We start from the raw sequence: 17,589 nt of genomic DNA on the forward strand, positions 1-17,589 counted from the left end.
AATTTATTTTATAAATATTCCCACTATTATTTATATAATACTAAATTTTTCAATTAATGTGTTAACTATTTTGATTGAATTTATTTATTTCTAGCCTTTGAACTATTTGTTCGTATAAATTATCGCTATAAAAACTAAAACCTTCATTTGTTGGATGAAGCACATTATCATCAAAATATTTTGGATTATGGGGAACTAGGTCTAACCCATCAATAATAAAGAAATTATCAAATTTTTGTGCTTCTTTTATTAACGTTGAGGTTACATCAAAAAATGATCCAAGAGGTAAAACACTTAAATACCCATTTCTATAGATTGGGGTGATTATAAATATAGGTATATTATTATAAATCTGATGCAATTTTTTAAAATAAGATAAAATATTAACTTTTAATTCATATAAATTATTAATCATTACCCAATCATTAGTTCCAAAAGCACTGATAATAATTGATGGCTTAATGGACAAGTTTTCATCTAAATAATTTTCATCATGGAAATACCCTGAAAGTCCTTGATTTATTAAATCCATATCTAATTTTCGTGAAAGTTTTACAGCATATGTGTCCTTTGGATTTGTTGCATTGTATCCTTGAGTAATTGAATCTCCTAGTGTTAAAAGTAATTTCTTTTTGTCTTCAACATAACTAAATGATGCCTTATCTTCAAGTTGAAAATTATTGATTTTAATAGAAGAAGAATGCGGGAAATAAATAGTAAATTTTTTTAAACCTTTACTATCTGTCTTAAAGACTAAGTAATACTTTTTAAAGTTCACAGTATTATATTTCTTACTTACAACAAACTGATCATTTACAAATATATCAAAGTTTACTATGCATTGAGATGTTTCTTCAGAAATAAAATCAAAAGAAAATATAGTCGTATCACTTTTAAATTCTAAACTTACTCCAGAGGTACAATTAGACTCAAGCGCATAAAAATTATCAATACTTTTAAAATAGCTAAGTTGCTTTTCGCTAAAACGAGAAGCTTTAAAATATCCCCTTTCAGATGTAACTAGAATTCTATTCTTTAATAATTTAGTATAATCAAAATTCATATATCAGTTTATTTTACCTTTAAAACAATGAGGCATAATAATTACTCATCTCTTCTTAAAATAGAAAAATATCCAGCAAACTTAAATCCTAACTTTTCATACATTTTTGCAGCATTTGGATTGTCATAAAATAAGCAAACAGTTTTTCCTTCATTTAATAGCTTTTCACATATTGCATAAACACATTTTAAAGCTAACCCTCTTCTTCTCCATTTTTCAAGAGTAAAAACACCTAAAAGCATTGCTAGTTCTTTTGATTCTGCACTTGAGCTCACCCCACTCACAACTTCACCATTTTCTTTATAAACAAATATATGTTTAGAATTTTTTTCAAGTTCAGCCTTTATAGATTCAACCTTAGTGTTAGTGTTAAATACTTCATTTGATTTTTCTAAATATTCTTCAAAATTATCTATTGTTAATTCACAAACCCCAGTAGTATCAACTTTAATTTGAAGTTTATTTAGTGAAGAAAAATAACAATCCTTGGTAATAAAACCGTCTAATTTAATTAATTGAATTAAATCCTTTTCTCCACTGATATTTACAATAGAGTGTTTTTCAACAATATTTTTTATAAAATCTAAATCAAGAATATTATCATAAGAGACCACACATAAATTATTAAAATATCTAAGATATACTGTTTTAAGTTCATTGTTGTATTGATCGATAAAGATTTCTAAATTTTCATCTTCAAATCCAAAGATTTCTATATCACTTATCATAAAAAGATTTAATTCTTTTCTTTTATATAGATAGTTATTTAAAATATCCAAATCACAACTTGTGCATTTTCTTATCATCTTTACTCCATTTAATTATATTTTGAATAGTATTATATGATGATTGGACTATAAGCACAATTAAAGAAATATTTATTTTTGATAAAGTAAGTCAAAACAATCCCAATGCAACAAATTATTACAAATTTTATAATATCAATTGACTAAAACAACAAAAAGTTTTTACTATGTTGCATTAGGGAGAGGGTTTATGAAAAAAATACTAAAAATATCATTTATTGTTGCTATTATTGCAACAATTGCAACAACGTCTATATTTGCTGAAGGATATAGTGAAACTCAAGAAACAAAACAAGAAATAAAAGTATTAGTTTTTGGTATGTTTGAAGTTGGAGAAAATGAAGGGGATTTTGCAGGAGAATTCCAACATTTTTATGAGAATTACTTTGTTGATTCTACTTCTTACGATATTGATGGATTAATTGAACCTTTATATGTTAACAAAGATGGGGTTGCAGGAACAATAGCTGGAATGGGCAAGGCACAAGCTGCTTCAACTCTGACTGCTATATTATCTTATCCAAAATTCGATTTTACAAATACATACATTGTTATTTCTGGTTGCTCAGGAATTGATCCAAATGTAGGAACTCTTGGCGATGTTGTTATTGCATCTAGCTTAGTTGATTATGAATTAGGAAACTCTTGGAGTGAAAGCGATAACCCAGAAGATGCTGATGATTCAAGATTTATAAGATCTACGAGCTATGATAATAGTGGATATTTTGTATGTAATGAAGATTTAGTTCAATGGGCACTTGATATCACTAAAAATATTGAACTTGTTGATAGTGAAGATGCAGCTTCTTATAGAGCTTTATATAATCAAAATGAGAGCGTTAAACCTTCTATATATTCTGGTATTTCTGTAACAGGAGACTCATATTGGCACGGCGAAAGTTCAGCCTACCATGCACAAAAAGTTTGTGAAGCCTATGATGCAGACGGTGTTTACACTGTAACTCAAATGGAAGACAACGCTTTTGGTGTTGTAGCAAAAAACTTTAATCTTGCTGATAAATTAATCGTTATTAGAGATGCTGTAAACTTTGATAGACCTCATGAAGGTCAAAGTGTTACTGAGAGTTTAAATTCTTCATCAGGAGCATTCTCAATCGGTATGACAAATGGATTTTTAGTAAGTAAAGCCATTATTGATGCTTTAATTGAAGAATAGATAATAATTTTAATTTATTACTTTATAAATAGGTTGATTTAATTTTTGAATCAGCCTTTTTTAACTTTAAAACTAAATTATATAATAAATCTAAGCCACTTTTAATTGTAAACGTCTTCCTAAAATTATTAATATCTCACCAATTTTATAAAGAGGTGAAGAAGCTTTTCTCTCTTTGGTGTTTTTAAGTTCTATTATAAAATAATTAGGTACTTTAGATTGTAAAGCTTCAGCTTTATATCTATGCATCATCTCAATTTCGTGAATATTATAAAACATAAATCTCTCCTCCATTTTAAACTATATATAATCTGATATGTTTATTTAAAATATTGTAATTTATGAACTTTGAACTTTAACTATAAAAAATAAACTTAATGCTTTTTTTAGTTTACTAGGTTTATTATGCTTATACTTTTTATTAAATCCCTTATAATCTCTCTCAATTAGTTCTCTGTGTCCTTTAGACATTACTTCAATCTCATAATCTGAATATAACATAGCTATGCTCCTTTAATCTAATTTATACATATATATTAGATATATTTCTAATATAAGTCAAGCATTTTATTATTTATATTAGATTAATTTCTAACATAGAGTATATTTTAAATAAGAATTGATTTATATATAAAAGAAAAAACCTCATTTTGTATCATTTCACTTTTAATTTCATTTAAATATTTGGAAGATATATTTTATGTAGTTGATTACAAATTTTATTTTTTTTACTTTTTGGCAAGAGTTTTTTTAATATATAGTAGATTTATATCTAATAATCATTGTCAAAATTAATAAAAAGGTATATTATTAGTTTATGAATTTTATATATAATGAAGCGGTAGATTTTATATTTGCCTTAAGACGTTTTGGCATTAGAAATAGAAATTTAAATCCTGATTATCCTAGTATCCCAGAACTGGATAATTGGGCAAAAAAGTATGAAAAGAAATTATCACCTTTTTTAATCAATGATATTTCTATTCTCACTAGTAAAACTATATTAATTCCACTTTATCTATTTAATCTAATAGTTAAAAACCCTAAAATTAACACTCCTGAAGATTTTATCGATTTAATTAAAAATACTTCAGCGGAAATTTTTTCTTCTCATATAATTAGTAATTTTATTAATTTAGATTTAGATGATATATCTGTTGATAACATATACAATACTATTATAAATGATGGGCTACATCCTGGTTATGACATTAGAGAAGAATCCGAACTTATATATGGATTTTTACAAGATCCAGATAATTTTATAAAAAGGCTTTACTCTACTCTCGTTCAATTTAATAATGATGTTTACTTACCTAGTAAAGATTCTTTTTCTGAGTTAAGACTTAATAAATTTAAATGGCACAATTCTTTATTACAAAAAAATAATAAAGAATATTGTAATGCGATAGGTTTAAATAGTTTAATAAAAGAATATCCTAACTTAGATGATATAAATTTTTACTTTTCACTCTTTTTAGATAATGATGTTTTTGGACTTTGGGATATTAAAACAATTATTGTTGGTGGAGGGACTGATACACAAATTATTCAACACTCTGCTAAAACTAAATCAGATTTATTATTTAACTGTTTAGGAGATCCTAAAAGATTAGAGATAATTCGCCTTACATCACAAAGACCATGGTATAGTACTGAACTTGCTACTTATTTTAATTTGAAACCAGCAACGCTTTCTTATCATTTAAACATTTTAGTCGAAGCTGATTTACTAACTATAAAAAAAGGTGAAGTTAAAAGATTATATTACACAATAAATAAAGAATCTTTAAAAGATTATTTGGATTATGTATCACAAGATTTATTAGGTTTACTAAGTAATGAATAAAACATCTACCTACCTTTCTAATATATCTAACTATCTAAAGAATATTTAATTTCTTATTTATCTGTCTAGCATATATGTAAAATTATGGATAGGATATACTATATTAGACAATCAAGATAAGGACATGTTAATATCTTAGAAAAATGGAGATACAACATGAGTGAAAGAAGAAAATAGACTTCTGAAATTGGAAAAATATTAAAAGAAAATAATATAAAAAGATCCTTAAGAATAAAAGGGTGTCCCTTTGATAATGCAGTATCAGAGTCTACTTATAAAATAGTAAAGACAGAATTTGCATATGATAGAAAATTTATTTCACAAAATGAATTAGATTTAGAATTATTTGATTATGTTAATTGGTATAACAATAAGAGATTACATGGAACTTTAGGCTATATGAGCCCAAAAGAATTTAGAGAATTGTCCTTAGCAAATTTGTCTAAATAAGTGTTGATAATCCAGTTCTTCCAACTGTACTATCTTCAGTCTTTATGTTCTTAATTAACTTAGTATTTAACTTTTTTGTTCCATCTGGTTCTGGACAAGCCGCTATTGTAATGCCTCTAATGGCTCCTTTAGCCGATATTATTGGAATTTCTAGACAAATTTCAGTATTAGCTTACCAATGGGGAGATGGATTCTCAAATACTATTATTCCAACCTCAGGTGTTTTAATGGCTGTACTTGCTGTAGCTAAAGTTCCATATGAAAAATGGTTAAAATTCATGTTCCCATTATTTATATGGTGGACTGTAATTGGTACTGTAGCTATCTCTATAGCAACAGTTATAGGATATAATTAAACTATAATGTTTAATTATTTAAAATAGATTTAAAAATAACATAGCTGAGAACCGTTGTAATTAAACTTACAGCGGTTCTTTTATTTATTATTTTATCAATTTTTCATCTTTTATAATATTGTAAACCATTTCAACTGAATCTGTTATGTAATCATCACAGATATTATGATCATCATCTGTACCTTTCTCTCTTAATACTGAGCAAGTTGTTAAATCATATTTATCAATAAATTTATTTCTAAGAGCTGTTGATAAATTATATGTTTCTGCTTTTGTAAGATTCTCAACTGTTCCACTACTATTTAATAATGATAATACAACAATACCACCGGTAACGGCTCCACAACATTCTTTGTGATCTCCCATTCCACCACCAAAGCCTTCACAAACTTTAAAAAGAATCTTTTCATCAACTCCAATAATGTCGCTAAAGGTACAAGCAACTGCTTGTGCACAATTATAATTTTTACTATGAAACCCTTTTGCTATGCTTTTAAGCTCCTCTACATTCATAAAATCTCCCTAATTATTTTATAATCTTAATTTTTTATTATGATATAAAATATTTTAATAATTGTCTTTGTTTTATGAACTAATCAAGTGACTTTTATTTTATCATTTGCAATCTTAGTTTAAGTAGTAATTTTTTTCATAATATTTTGCACAGCTTGATCTAAATTCACAACTTTACTATTTATATCCAATTTCCTACAGATATCACTAACAATAGGTTGTTTTAAATTTGCTTTTTCTAAAGTTTCATAATCCCAAAAAATTTCTTCACACTTACCTCTTTTTATTATTTTTTTATTGGCCATTACTATAACATTTTCGAAATTTTCAACTACAAATTCCATATCATGAGTGATTGTTATTAATGTTTTATTTTTGCTATGAAGTGTTTTTAATATTAAAGAGAGTTGTTTATTACCTTTTTCATCTTGCCCTGCTGTAGGTTCATCAAAAATTAAAATATCAGTATCCATTGCTATTACTGCTGCTATTGTTACAAATTTTCTAATTGAAAGTGGTAGATTATATGGATTTTCCTCTCTCAATCTAGTTAGATTTGTTAATTCTAATGCATAATCTACTCTATCTTTAATTTTAGAATCACTTAGTTTCAATATTTTAGGTCCAAAAGCAATTTCACTTTCCACTGTAGAGTGAAATATTTGATCATCTGGATTCTGAAATACATAGCCTACATGTCTAGAAATTTGTGCTGTTGTATAATCCTTAGTATTTAAATCTCCAATAATCACATTTCCTTTTGTTGGCTTTAACAAAGCATTCATTAACTTAACTGTTGTTGTTTTTCCAGCTCCATTTTGCCCTATAATTGCAATATTTTCTCCACCCTTTATTAACATATTTATATTATCAACAGCTAGAAAATCACCAGGATAAGAAAAGCTAACGTCTTTTAATATTACATCTTTCATTAGACTTTACTCCTTTGTTTATCAATTATATCTAATAGCTGTTGTTTAGTTATTGGAAGCTCATCGATTAATAGGCCAGCTTCTCTTAATTTTTCGCCTAATAAAGTTACTTGAGGAAGTTTAATTCCATATTTTTTTAAACTTATATCAGATAATACCTCTCTAGATTTTCCTTGTTTAATTACATTAGAGTCATAAAGTACAATCATCTCATCTGAGTACTCAGCTAATAAATCTATCTTGTGTTCTACTAAAATAATTGTTTTATCTCTCTCTTTTAACTTTTTTATTATCTTAAATATACTTTCAGTGCTTTGTGGATCCAATTGACTTGTTGGTTCATCTATTATTAAAATTTCTGGGTTTAAAACTATAACAGAGGCTAATGCAACTCTTTGCATTTGCCCACCCGATAGCTCAAAAGGACTTTTTTCTGCTAAGTCCATGATATCTGTTAATTCCATTATATTTAATACTTTTTCTTCAATTTCAGTAACATCAACTCCAAAATTCTCTAAACCATAAGCAACTTCTTCAAATACTGTACTTTTTATACCACTGATTTGAGTAAAAGGATTTTGAAAAACATATCCAATTTTTTTAGCAATTTGATCTTTGTAAGATGGTAAGGGCTTTCCTTGAATTAAGATTTCTCCACTTAAAGTTCCTTTATAAAAATTTGGAATAAATCCTCTTAAAATTGAGCAAAGTGTTGTTTTACCAGATCCATTTTCTCCAACAATCCCATAGAGTTTGCCTTTCTCTATTTGAAGATTTAAGTTTTTTATTGCAGGTTTATCTGCTAATGGATAAGTGTATGATACATTTTTACATTCTATTTCATAATCCATAAAGCTATTCTCCCCACTAAAATTAATATTGCTATAACAATACTTATTGCTAATACAGGCTTCTCATACCCAGATTTTTCTAAATTATACAAATGCGTTTTTTTACCTTTAATAGAAAACCCTCTAGCTTCTAAAGTTAATACTCTATCTTCGGATCCCATAATCCCACTGAGTATTAAAGGTACAAGGGTGGGAATAAAGGCTTTCGCTCGTGTTATAACATTACCTTCGGTTTCAACTCCACGTGCTCTCTGTGCGTCTAATATTATTTTACTTCTTGTGCTAAAAACATTTATCATCTCTAAGGTTGAAGAAAAAATATAAGCTGCCTTAAAGCTCAATTTTGTATCTTCTAACCATCTTGAAATTTCTTTAGTACTTGTAGTTTGAAACACCCAAACAAAAATTCCTGCAATGTTTAGTATTAAAAAACCTAAAGAAATTGCACTCTGCAATCCTTTTTCCCTCACAGATAAAAAGTACCATTGCCATAAAGTTTGACCTCCAGAAACTATGAAGGTTTGAACTAGCATTATAAAAATTGCTATAAAACTTATGGGTTTCATTGATTTTATGCATTTTTTAAATTCATCTGAAATAATAAATATTGTTGGAACTAGTAAAAACCAAGGTATTAGCAGCAAAGCTAATTTATGAGGTGCTAATTTTATAGTGTTAAGAATTATTGTACAAATTGAAAATAAAATTACAACTTTGAATTTAGTTGAAGGATACAATCCTGCTATTTTATTTGTTTTCCTCTCTTTTATCATCTCTGTAAAATTTTTTTCCATACTTTTCTTTACATCCCTATAAATTAGCTAATACTTTGAATTTTATCGTTAATTAATTTTCTCTTTTATCTTTTATATAAAACATACCACAGCTAAACTTAATTAAATTTCTAACTGGTATGACTTTAATTACTGATAAACAAATTAAAAATGAAACGATTCTATCTAAAATATTAAAGAGACCTTCAGTACCTATAAAGGCTGACCAAATATTAGCACCAGCTGCCATAACTGTAGCAGTTATTAATGAAGCTCCACTTCCTGTAACTCCACCAAACATTAATACAACAATAGGGGCTGCAGTTAAAATTGAGGCTACTCCCATTACTACCATTGAGATTAACCATTTCCACCAAACACTAAAGAAATTTGCCCTAGCAAATGCTCCTGTCACTAAACCAGCAACTACGGAAACTGGAATGAAAGCAAAATTTACAGGATTTACTATACCTGTTACAATGTTTGTTAACAGTCCTGTTAATGCCCCAACCCATGGACCACATAACATGGCAGTAAAGATTGTTCCAATTGTATCTAAATACAATGGCAACTTAAGTAAAGATGCTAATTGTCCACCTACAAAATTAACGGCAACTCCAACAGGAATAATTAACAATGCTAACATTGAAAAGTCTTCTTTAATTGAAAACTTTTCCCCCGCTTTATTTTTCATTTTCTTTTCTCCTATATTTAAAAACACTAGTTTTAATTACCTCTATTAATTAAAACAGATGTATTTTTAGTATTTTTTTAGTTTATTAATTTAATTTCATAATTTAAGAATGAAAGACTTTTGGTTTATAAAATATTACAATGAAGATATTTGATTTACTAACAGTTTTAAGAGTTTATAAACTAGTTAAATCATAATTTTTAATTAATTTCATTGAAAAGATAAACAATGATAACTTTTTATATTATTAGAACTCTCTTGCTTTATTAATGAAAAGCAATTTCTTTGATTGTTAGAAAATTTCTTATTACTAATTCTTAAATGATAATTTAAGTTAGTGAATGTTTTTATTAAGTTAAATTTTAATTGAAAATTTCTTTGCTGAAATTTATTTACATATTTTATATTTTCCATTATATTTCCAAAAAGTAAATGATTGTTGTTATTTCGATATATATATGATAATTCCTATTAAGTCAATATGATTTCTAAAGTTTTCTATTGATTAAATCTATTATTAAGGAGTCAATTTTAATGAAAAAAGTTATATTTGTTGCTCATTGCTTATTAAATGTAGCATCAAAAGTAGTAATGTATAATAAAGAAGAAATGGCAGCTGAAGAAGAACTTAGAAAAGATTTTTTAAACAAAGCTATAGAAAATGATGTTCAAATCATCCAACTTCCCTGCCCTGAGTTTACTCTATATGGTGCTAAAAGATGGGGGCATGTTAGCAATCAATTTAACAATGTATTTTTTAAAAATCATTGTAGGAATATATTACAACCAATTATTGATCAACTTAAAGAATATTTAGCTAACCCTGATATGTTTAAAGTCTTAGGGATTGTTGGTATTGATGGAAGCCCAAGCTGTGGTGTTGATTATACTTGCTATGGAAACTGGTACGGGTCTTTTGAAGAGAGAAAAGATCTTGATAAAACCCTCTCTTCTTGTAAATTAGATAAAGGTAATGGCGTATTTATAGAAGTATTGAGAAAAATGCTAAGCGAAAACAACTTAACTGATAAGGTAGTAGTTACGGCCCTATTTGCTGATGAAAGGGATAAATGTTTATCGTTAATCGATTGAATTTATTAAGTTTTATTATACTTATTTAGGTTTTATTATATTATATATATGCGAGATTTAAGGTTAAATGTTTTAATTTAAGCTCGTCTATATAATCCTATTTTTCTGAAAAATTTAACCTAGATTTATTTTCAAACATTATAACTAGAAATAACGCATAATCCACTACATTTAGACAACGTTATGTTCATTTGGGCAAATTAAAGACATTACAACAGAGCTTTTACTACATCCAACACTTCTTGCTATTACACGAGTTGATAGATTAAATTCAAATTTCAATCGAATAATTTCTTTAATCATACAAATTTGAGTACTCCTCATATTGGGATATCCTTTAATTGTTTTTATTTAAAGTGAACCATTAATTTGAGAATTTATAATACTGTCCGAGTTAGAGCATAGAATGCATTTAATTAAAATGGTGCTATTGTTGAAACAAAAATATATAATGAATTAATTGCAACTAATTATAAAGTTAACAGAGTAAAATTGAACAATAGAAAAAAACTTCTCTGAATGTGATAATTAATATAATTTAGCTCTGTTCCGTTAATCTTTTCCTTCCAATTAAATTACTCTTAGACATTATACTTTCATTACACTCAGGAGTATTCCACTTAAAGTTTTTTGCATGATAATTACCACATTTTTACTTCTTGTAGGTGACTTAAAAGTTAATAATTAAAGCAATATTTGACTTAACTAAATTGAATAAATTTCAATAAAAAAAATTGTATAAAAGAGAAAAAAGTAATTAATTCATGCTATTTTCTCTTCATTTTTAGCTCAAAAATAAATATTTTTTCATAAATTTTTATTTTTATAACTTTTTATATAACAACATTATAATATAATTTTTCATCTTGATTATTTCATCATCCTACCCTGCTAAAATGTGACCATTTAAAAAAAATCTTGCAAAATGGTAATAATATGATATAATTACTTTTGGGAACGTTCCCAAAACTGTTTCAAAAAAAAGAAGGTTAAATTTATGTATTCAATTTTAGATGTTGCAAAACTAGCTAAAGTATCAAAAAGCACTGTGAGTAGAGTTCTATCTGGCGACTCCTATGGTGTAAGTGATAAAACTAGAGCTAAAGTTGAAAAAGCAGCAAAAGAACTTGGGTATGTTAAAAACTCCCTAGCATCTTCACTAAGAACAAACAAAACAAAAACTATCTTACTAATAATTCCAGATATTACTAACAATTTCTGGGCTGAAGTTGCTAGAGGTGCTCAAGACTATTTAGAGCAACATGATTACAGTTTGATCCTTGTAAATACTGATTGGAAACAAGATAAATATTCAAAATATTTAGAACTTGCTTTAAGCAAAGGTGTTGATGGTATTTTAATAAATAGCTCAACCAAATTGACTTCTGAATTAAATAAAATAGATTTACCAATTGTCTTATTAGGTAATGCATACCTTAAATCGCACTTTCCTCGTGTTGGTTCAAATACTCTAGAAGGCTTTAATGAAGCTCTTGAGTATTTATATGAAAACGGCCATAGGAAAATTGGAGTTGTTGCTTCTCACACAGATGTTGTTGGTGGCAAATCACATCAAAACAAACTAAGTATTTACCACAATTTCTTAGATAAACATGGGATTGAATTTAAAGAAGATTATTACTTTTCTGTAGGTTACAGCATGGAAGGCGGAAATGACTTAGCTAAGACTATTAGTAAAATGGATAATCCTCCAACTGCAATTTTAGCAGGTAATGATTTAATTGCTGTTGGGCTTATTAATAAATGTAGAGAGTTAAATATTAAAGTGCCTAATGATCTATCAGTTATTGGAATCGATGATATTCCATTAGCATCAATTATCCACCCTTCCCTTACAACAATTGCTAAACCTAAAAGAGATGTTGGTGAAAAAGCTGCTGAGATAATTATCAAAGTTATTGAAGGGCAACCTGTAAACAGAAATTATAAACTACCAGTAAATTTAGTGATTAGAGATACAGTTCAAAAGATCAATGGAGAGTTAAAATAATATATGGAAAAATCAATTAGGATATTATCGCCGTGTGGAATATTGGGTTATGGATTTCCAACATCCTCATTTGAGAGAGGATTGGAAATGAAACCCGATGCAATAATCGTTGATGCAGGTTCAACTGATGCCGGTCCTCACAAATTAGGGGCTAATGTTGCTATAGTTAGCAAAAGAGCTTGCAAACAAGATTTAAGTAGAATCATCCTCGGTGCTAAAAGGCTAAACATTCCCTTCATTGTTGGTTCTAGTGGTGGAAGTGGTGCTATCTCTCACATAAATTGGACTCTTGATATTATTGATGAAATTGTTAGAGAAAACAATTTATATGATATGAAACAAGCTGTTGTTTTTGCAGATATTGATAAAAATGTAATTAAGGATAAACTTAAACAAGGTTTAGTTACCCCGCTTGGAGATAATGTCGCTCCTTTAACACAAGACATCCTAGATGAGACAAATTCTGTAGTAGCACAAATGGGTGTTGAACCAATAATCAAAGCTATTGAGACAAAAGCTCAAATAATCGTTTGTGGTAGAGCTTATGATCCTGCAATATTCGCAGCCTTCGGGATCTCTAAGGGTTTTGACAGTGCCCTATCTTATCATCTTGGAAAAATTTTAGAATGCGGAGCTCTCTGCTGTGATCCTGGCACTACTAAAGATTGTATGATGGGTGAACTTCATGAAACTTATTTTGATGTATTTAGTACAAATAAAGAGAGAAAATGTAGCCCTACAAGTGTTGCAGCTCACACCTTTTATGAAAAAGATCATCCCTTTTTATTACATGGTCCTGGAATAATTCAAGATTTAAGTGAATGTGACTTTAGAAAGATAGATGAAAGAACTGTTAGAGTAACTAATAGTAAATTACATCAAACAGATTCTTACATGATAAAGCTAGAGGGAGCTAGAAAAGTTGCATATAGGACTTTTGTAATAGCAGGAGTTAGAGACCCACTATTAATAGAAAAAATTGAAGAAGTTGAAGAGTTAGTTAAAGATAGCGTCATAAACCAATATGAAAACGTAGATAAAGAGGATTTTAAAATCCAATTCTATAACTACGGTAAAAATGGTGTTATGGGAGAACTTGAGACTAACAAATCTTTGCCTCATGAAATTGGCGTTATGTTTGAAGTTATTGCAAAAACACAAGACTTAGCTTCTGCAATTTGTGCATCTCTTAGATCAACTTTTATGCACTTTGGTTATGAAGGTAGAAAATCAACAGCTGGAAACCTAGCCTTCCCTTTTGCTCCAAGTGATGTTGAATTTGGTGCTGTTTATGAGTTTTCAGTCTATCACCTTATGCAAGTAGATGATCCATCTGCCCTATTCCCTATTGAAATAAGGAGTACTAAAAAATGAGTAGTTATTTAAAAGACTTAGCTAGGGTTTTAAGAAGCAAAAATAGTGGCCCATTCCAAATAACGCTAGATATATTATTTGATGAAGTTAAAAATTATGAAAGAGTTAAAAAAGCTAATGTTTTTACAAAAGAAAATATAGCACAACTATATAACTTAGACATTGAAGATATAAGCGATATTGTTTTTTTCGATCGAGCAATGGGAATAAAAGTTACTATGAATCGAAAAGTTTCAAGTGGGACTTGTTTTGATAGAGATGTATATGGAGCGCAGCAACATGCTCCTTTATTAGATATTGAAATTAAATAGAGGGGTAAAATGAATACACTAGAGAAAAAAGAGAGAAATAAAATACTCATAAAAAAATTAAAATCTGAGAAGGTTTTATACTTTATGCTACTTCCAACTATTGTTTATTTTATCATCTTTAGGGTTTTCCCTATCTTTAACATGCGACTTGCATTTTACAAATATAACTCAAGGTCACCTTGGACATTTGTAGGATTAAAATATTTTAAGATGATTGTAGCTTCTCCTGATTTTCTACAGATATTAAAAAATACCTTAGTAATCAGCTTTATGAAATATGTCCTATTATTTCCAGCCTTTCCAATATTTGCAATTCTTTTAAATGAACTTAGAAGTAGTAATACAAGAAAAGTTGTTCAAGTAATATCATATTTACCTCACTTTTTATCTTGGATTGTAATAGCAGGTATTTGGATATCAATGCTTTCTGTTGATGGTGGGGTTAATGAAATCTTGCATATGTTTGGAGTTGAAAAAACAATTGACTTTATGACAAGTAAAGACTGGATTAAATGGGTATTATATTTCTGTGAAGGTTGGAGATCTCTAGGATGGGATTCAATCATATATTTTACAGCAATCATAGCCATTAACCCTTCCCTATATGAAGCTGCTGAAATAGATGGAGCATCGAGATGGCAAATTATTAAAAATATAATATATCCAGCATTAATTATCCCAATGGTTACCATGTTTATATTAAATCTGGGATTCTTTCTAAATGCGGGGTTTGACCAAGTTCTTAACTTCTCAAATGATGCAGTTTTGTCCTCAATAGATATTCTTGATACATATATTTACAGAATAGGAATACAATCTGGGCAATACTCTCTTGCTACAGCGGTAAGTTTAATTAAAGGAGTGGTTGGCGTATTTTTAGTACTATTTACCCACTTTACAAGTAAAAAATTAACAGGCAAAGGAGTTTGGTAAAATGAAACTAAAAAAGATACTTTCTCCCAAACAGATATTATTAACACTTCTTTTACTGTTTATAGCTCTAACTATGATAGTACCGCTTTTAAATATATTAGCAATGTCACTATCCTCTCCAGAAGCATCAGTTTCAATGAGTGGAATTAGAATCATACCTAAAGACTTAGATTTTATAAATTACAGAATAGTTTTTAATCATCCTGTATTAATGAGAAGTGTTTTTAACTCTATATTTATTACAGTTGTCGGAACGCTAATAAATATTACTCTAACATCTTTAGCTGCATATGCTCTAACAAGGCCAAATTTAACATTAAAAAAGCCAATTATGGTTTTCTTAATAATTATGATGTTATTTGATCCAGGATTAGTACCTGAATATTTAGTAGTACAAGACTTAGGACTAATGGGTTCAAGATGGTCAGTAATATTAATTACAAGTGTTAATGTATATTACCTTGTAATAATGATGAGATACTTTGAAGGAGTTCCTAAAGACATAATTGAAGCTGGAACATTAGATGGGTTATCTCATATGAACATGCTAACAAAGATAATAGTTCCTTTATCTTCTGCGGGAATAGCAACAATTACAATGTTCTATTCAGTTATTAGATGGAACGAATATTTTAAAGCAAGTATCTACATCCTCAATCAAAAAGATACAGTTCTACAAGTTATCTTAAGACAGTTTGTAGTCTTAGGCGATACCGTATCACTTATCGGACAGCAAAACATATTCAACTACAATGATTTTGCAAGAGTTGATTATAACGCTCTTAAAGCTGCAACTATAATAGTTGCAATAATACCAATATTAATAATTTATCCAGTAGTTCTAAAGTTCTACACAAAAGATGCTTTAGCTGGATCAATAAAAGAATAAAACAAAATTGGAGGAAGTTTTATGAATAAAAAATTATGTACAGCCTTAATGGTTCTTACAGTTGCGATGGGATTCACTTTTGCAAGTGGATCAAAAGAAAGTGAGAAAGTTGATGTAACTAATGTATATGGAACAAAAGAAAATCCTGTTACAGTTACATATCTCTGTAAGGATGTAAATCCTGATGATGCTGGTAATCCAGAAATGGTTAAAGCTATTGAAGAAGGTTTAGCTAAACAAGGTAAATATATTAATCTAGAAATATTAAACGCACCTTCAGGTTCCTATGCTACAGTAGTACCAATTGCTTTTAGAACTGGTCAAATATCACCTGATTTAATCTATTTCCAAGGGGGAGATTTACCAATAGCTCAAGAGGGTCTATTAGAAGATTTGACTTCATACATTGCATCATCTGAAAATGTTAAAAATATTATGGATAATCATAATATTGAAAGAATGAAAAACTACCCTTACCTATTATGGTTAGCACCTCCTCGTGTTAGTGTTCCAGTTGTTAGAGGAGATTGGTTTAATCAATTATCATCTTCAAAAGCATTAATGGAAAATCCAACACCTGATAATTATTATAATTTCCTAAAAGAAATGAAAGATAAAGGCTTGTGTGAATGGCCATTAACTACAGATGGAACAATACTAAAGTTAGATTCAGTATTTAACAGTGCTTTCGGTGTAACAACTACTCTAACTAAAGAAAATGGCAAATGGGTTTATACAAAAGCAACAGATGCTGAAAAAGCTAAATTAGCATTCTATGCAAAACTATATAGAGATGGTCTATTAGACAATAACTATATTACTAAACAATGGGACACAAAGGAAAAAGCATTCTACGAAGGCCAATCTGGCATGATCTGTGGTACTGCAGGAGCTGTTGTAAATATCTATAATAACAAAATGGTTCAAACTAACGGAGAAGAAACTGAAGTAGTTGTTCTACCACCAGCAAAAGGTGTTGCTCAATCTTATATCAGTGTTGATGTAACAAAAGAAAGTCGTGGTTTCGCAATTAATGTAGACTCTGAAGTCAAAGATGCAGCATTTGCTGTCTTAGATTATATGGCATCTGATGAAGGTAGAGTTATAGACAAACTAGGAATCGAAGGAATTCATCATATAACCAAAGCTGATGGTACTATCGAATTAACAGATAGCTTTACTCAATGGTGGGCTCGTTTCTGGGATACATTAAACGGATTAGATACATCAATGATTGATGGATCTGTTATGAGTGAACCAGCAATAGAATCATTAGAAATGATGAATGAATATTATGCATCAGACATTAATGTAATCTTACCAGATGATTTATTACCACTAAAAGATTCAATGGATAAACTTTACACAGAATATTCAACTGCCATTATAAGAGGTGAAATGAGTATTGATAAGTTTGATGAATTTGTTACTAAATGGAATGCAGCTGGTGGAGATAAAATTAGCGAATATTTAGCAACAGTTTTAAATTAACTTTTAAACTAAATATTTAATAAT

The 17,589-nt window shown here is 28.6% G+C and carries 20 protein-coding genes and 1 pseudogene; 11 read left to right on the forward strand and 10 right to left on the reverse strand.

Going from position 1 to position 17,589, the window contains the following annotated elements:
• Window positions 1–61: 61 nt before the first annotated feature.
• Together ACZ5SO_RS05965 and ACZ5SO_RS05970 are read right to left on the reverse strand one after the other, a co-directional pair.
• On the reverse strand, window positions 62–1,063 hold the full coding sequence (locus ACZ5SO_RS05965; RefSeq protein ID WP_464627457.1) for an SGNH/GDSL hydrolase family protein: 1,002 nt from the start codon (window positions 1,061–1,063) through the stop codon (window positions 62–64).
• A gap of 41 nt (window positions 1,064–1,104) precedes the next feature.
• The gene (locus tag ACZ5SO_RS05970; RefSeq protein ID WP_464627459.1) at window positions 1,105–1,869 is read right to left on the reverse strand and encodes a GNAT family N-acetyltransferase; all 765 of its coding nucleotides are present in this window, start codon (window positions 1,867–1,869) and stop codon (window positions 1,105–1,107) included.
• Between the two features lie 190 nt (window positions 1,870–2,059).
• On the opposite strand from ACZ5SO_RS05970, the gene ACZ5SO_RS05975 reads away from it, so the two are divergent.
• Window positions 2,060–3,046, forward strand: a complete 987-nt coding sequence (locus ACZ5SO_RS05975) for a phosphorylase family protein (RefSeq protein ID WP_464627460.1) — start codon at window positions 2,060–2,062, stop codon at window positions 3,044–3,046.
• A 90-nt stretch (window positions 3,047–3,136) separates the two neighbouring features.
• Here the strand turns inward: ACZ5SO_RS05975 and ACZ5SO_RS05980 are convergent, their stop codons facing one another.
• A complete protein-coding gene (locus ACZ5SO_RS05980) occupies window positions 3,137–3,325 on the reverse strand; it encodes a hypothetical protein (protein ID WP_464627462.1) in 189 nt (62 codons plus the stop codon).
• A 60-nt stretch (window positions 3,326–3,385) separates the two neighbouring features.
• A complete protein-coding gene (locus ACZ5SO_RS05985) occupies window positions 3,386–3,547 on the reverse strand; it encodes a hypothetical protein (protein WP_464627463.1) in 162 nt (53 codons plus the stop codon).
• Window positions 3,548–3,863: 316 nt separating this feature from the next.
• Between ACZ5SO_RS05985 and ACZ5SO_RS05990 the strand changes: the two genes are divergently transcribed.
• The 3 genes and pseudogenes from ACZ5SO_RS05990 (at window position 3,864) to ACZ5SO_RS06000 (ending at window position 5,701) form a co-directional block, all read left to right on the forward strand.
• On the forward strand, window positions 3,864–4,895 hold the full coding sequence (locus tag ACZ5SO_RS05990; RefSeq protein WP_464627464.1) for an ArsR/SmtB family transcription factor: 1,032 nt from the start codon (window positions 3,864–3,866) through the stop codon (window positions 4,893–4,895).
• 186 nt (window positions 4,896–5,081) lie between these two features.
• Window positions 5,082–5,345 (forward strand): annotated as a pseudogene (locus tag ACZ5SO_RS05995) (IS3 family transposase); the annotation flags it as partial.
• Window positions 5,342–5,701: a TIGR00366 family protein gene (locus ACZ5SO_RS06000; RefSeq protein ID WP_464627835.1), complete on the forward strand. Its 360-nt coding sequence runs from the start codon at window positions 5,342–5,344 to the stop codon at window positions 5,699–5,701. The pseudogene ACZ5SO_RS05995 and the gene ACZ5SO_RS06000, both read left to right, overlap by 4 nt.
• Window positions 5,702–5,788: 87 nt before the next feature.
• On the opposite strand, the gene ACZ5SO_RS06005 is transcribed toward ACZ5SO_RS06000, so the two are convergent.
• The 5 genes from ACZ5SO_RS06005 to ACZ5SO_RS06025 all read right to left on the reverse strand — a co-directional run bounded on the left by ACZ5SO_RS06005 (window position 5,789) and on the right by ACZ5SO_RS06025 (window position 9,464).
• Entirely contained in the window at window positions 5,789–6,214 is a 426-nt protein-coding gene (locus tag ACZ5SO_RS06005) for a C-GCAxxG-C-C family protein (RefSeq protein WP_464627465.1), read from the reverse strand.
• A 119-nt stretch (window positions 6,215–6,333) separates the two neighbouring features.
• Entirely contained in the window at window positions 6,334–7,146 is an 813-nt protein-coding gene (locus tag ACZ5SO_RS06010; protein WP_464627466.1) for an energy-coupling factor ABC transporter ATP-binding protein, read from the reverse strand.
• The gene (locus ACZ5SO_RS06015; RefSeq protein ID WP_464627467.1) at window positions 7,146–7,997 is read right to left on the reverse strand and encodes an energy-coupling factor ABC transporter ATP-binding protein; all 852 of its coding nucleotides are present in this window, start codon (window positions 7,995–7,997) and stop codon (window positions 7,146–7,148) included. Before ACZ5SO_RS06015 ends, ACZ5SO_RS06010 begins: the two co-directional genes overlap by 1 nt.
• Window positions 7,982–8,791: an energy-coupling factor transporter transmembrane component T family protein gene (locus tag ACZ5SO_RS06020; protein ID WP_464627469.1), complete on the reverse strand. Its 810-nt coding sequence runs from the start codon at window positions 8,789–8,791 to the stop codon at window positions 7,982–7,984. The genes ACZ5SO_RS06015 and ACZ5SO_RS06020 overlap by 16 nt, the downstream gene beginning before the upstream one ends.
• Before the next feature lie 52 nt (window positions 8,792–8,843).
• Window positions 8,844–9,464, reverse strand: coding sequence for an ECF transporter S component (locus tag ACZ5SO_RS06025; protein WP_464627470.1), 621 nt, complete (start codon window positions 9,462–9,464; stop codon window positions 8,844–8,846).
• A gap of 534 nt (window positions 9,465–9,998) precedes the next feature.
• On the opposite strand from ACZ5SO_RS06025, the gene ACZ5SO_RS06030 reads away from it, so the two are divergent.
• The gene (locus tag ACZ5SO_RS06030) at window positions 9,999–10,556 is read left to right on the forward strand and encodes a CD3072 family TudS-related putative desulfidase (RefSeq protein ID WP_464627471.1); all 558 of its coding nucleotides are present in this window, start codon (window positions 9,999–10,001) and stop codon (window positions 10,554–10,556) included.
• A 171-nt stretch (window positions 10,557–10,727) separates the two neighbouring features.
• Here the strand turns inward: ACZ5SO_RS06030 and ACZ5SO_RS06035 are convergent, their stop codons facing one another.
• Entirely contained in the window at window positions 10,728–10,859 is a 132-nt protein-coding gene (locus ACZ5SO_RS06035) for a hypothetical protein (protein WP_464627472.1), read from the reverse strand.
• A 694-nt stretch (window positions 10,860–11,553) separates the two neighbouring features.
• Here ACZ5SO_RS06035 and ACZ5SO_RS06040 point away from each other — a divergent pair.
• From ACZ5SO_RS06040 to ACZ5SO_RS06065, 6 genes are read left to right on the forward strand one after another with little or no spacing between them, the layout of a single operon-like run.
• The gene (locus tag ACZ5SO_RS06040; protein ID WP_464627474.1) at window positions 11,554–12,567 is read left to right on the forward strand and encodes a LacI family DNA-binding transcriptional regulator; all 1,014 of its coding nucleotides are present in this window, start codon (window positions 11,554–11,556) and stop codon (window positions 12,565–12,567) included.
• Between the two features lie 3 nt (window positions 12,568–12,570).
• Window positions 12,571–13,941: an acyclic terpene utilization AtuA family protein gene (locus ACZ5SO_RS06045; protein ID WP_464627475.1), complete on the forward strand. Its 1,371-nt coding sequence runs from the start codon at window positions 12,571–12,573 to the stop codon at window positions 13,939–13,941.
• Window positions 13,938–14,252 (forward strand): DUF4387 domain-containing protein, encoded by a 315-nt coding sequence (locus ACZ5SO_RS06050; protein WP_464627476.1) that lies wholly within the window; start codon window positions 13,938–13,940, stop codon window positions 14,250–14,252. The genes ACZ5SO_RS06045 and ACZ5SO_RS06050 overlap by 4 nt, the downstream gene beginning before the upstream one ends.
• A gap of 9 nt (window positions 14,253–14,261) precedes the next feature.
• Window positions 14,262–15,185, forward strand: coding sequence for an ABC transporter permease (locus tag ACZ5SO_RS06055; RefSeq protein WP_464627477.1), 924 nt, complete (start codon window positions 14,262–14,264; stop codon window positions 15,183–15,185).
• 1 nt (window position 15,186) lies between these two features.
• Window positions 15,187–16,074, forward strand: a complete 888-nt coding sequence (locus tag ACZ5SO_RS06060) for a carbohydrate ABC transporter permease (RefSeq protein WP_464627478.1) — start codon at window positions 15,187–15,189, stop codon at window positions 16,072–16,074.
• Window positions 16,075–16,095: 21 nt separating this feature from the next.
• A complete protein-coding gene (locus ACZ5SO_RS06065; RefSeq protein ID WP_464627479.1) occupies window positions 16,096–17,565 on the forward strand; it encodes an extracellular solute-binding protein in 1,470 nt (489 codons plus the stop codon).
• The last annotated feature ends 24 nt before the right edge of the window (window positions 17,566–17,589 follow it).

It is taken from the genome of Pleomorphochaeta naphthae (assembly GCF_055396005.1).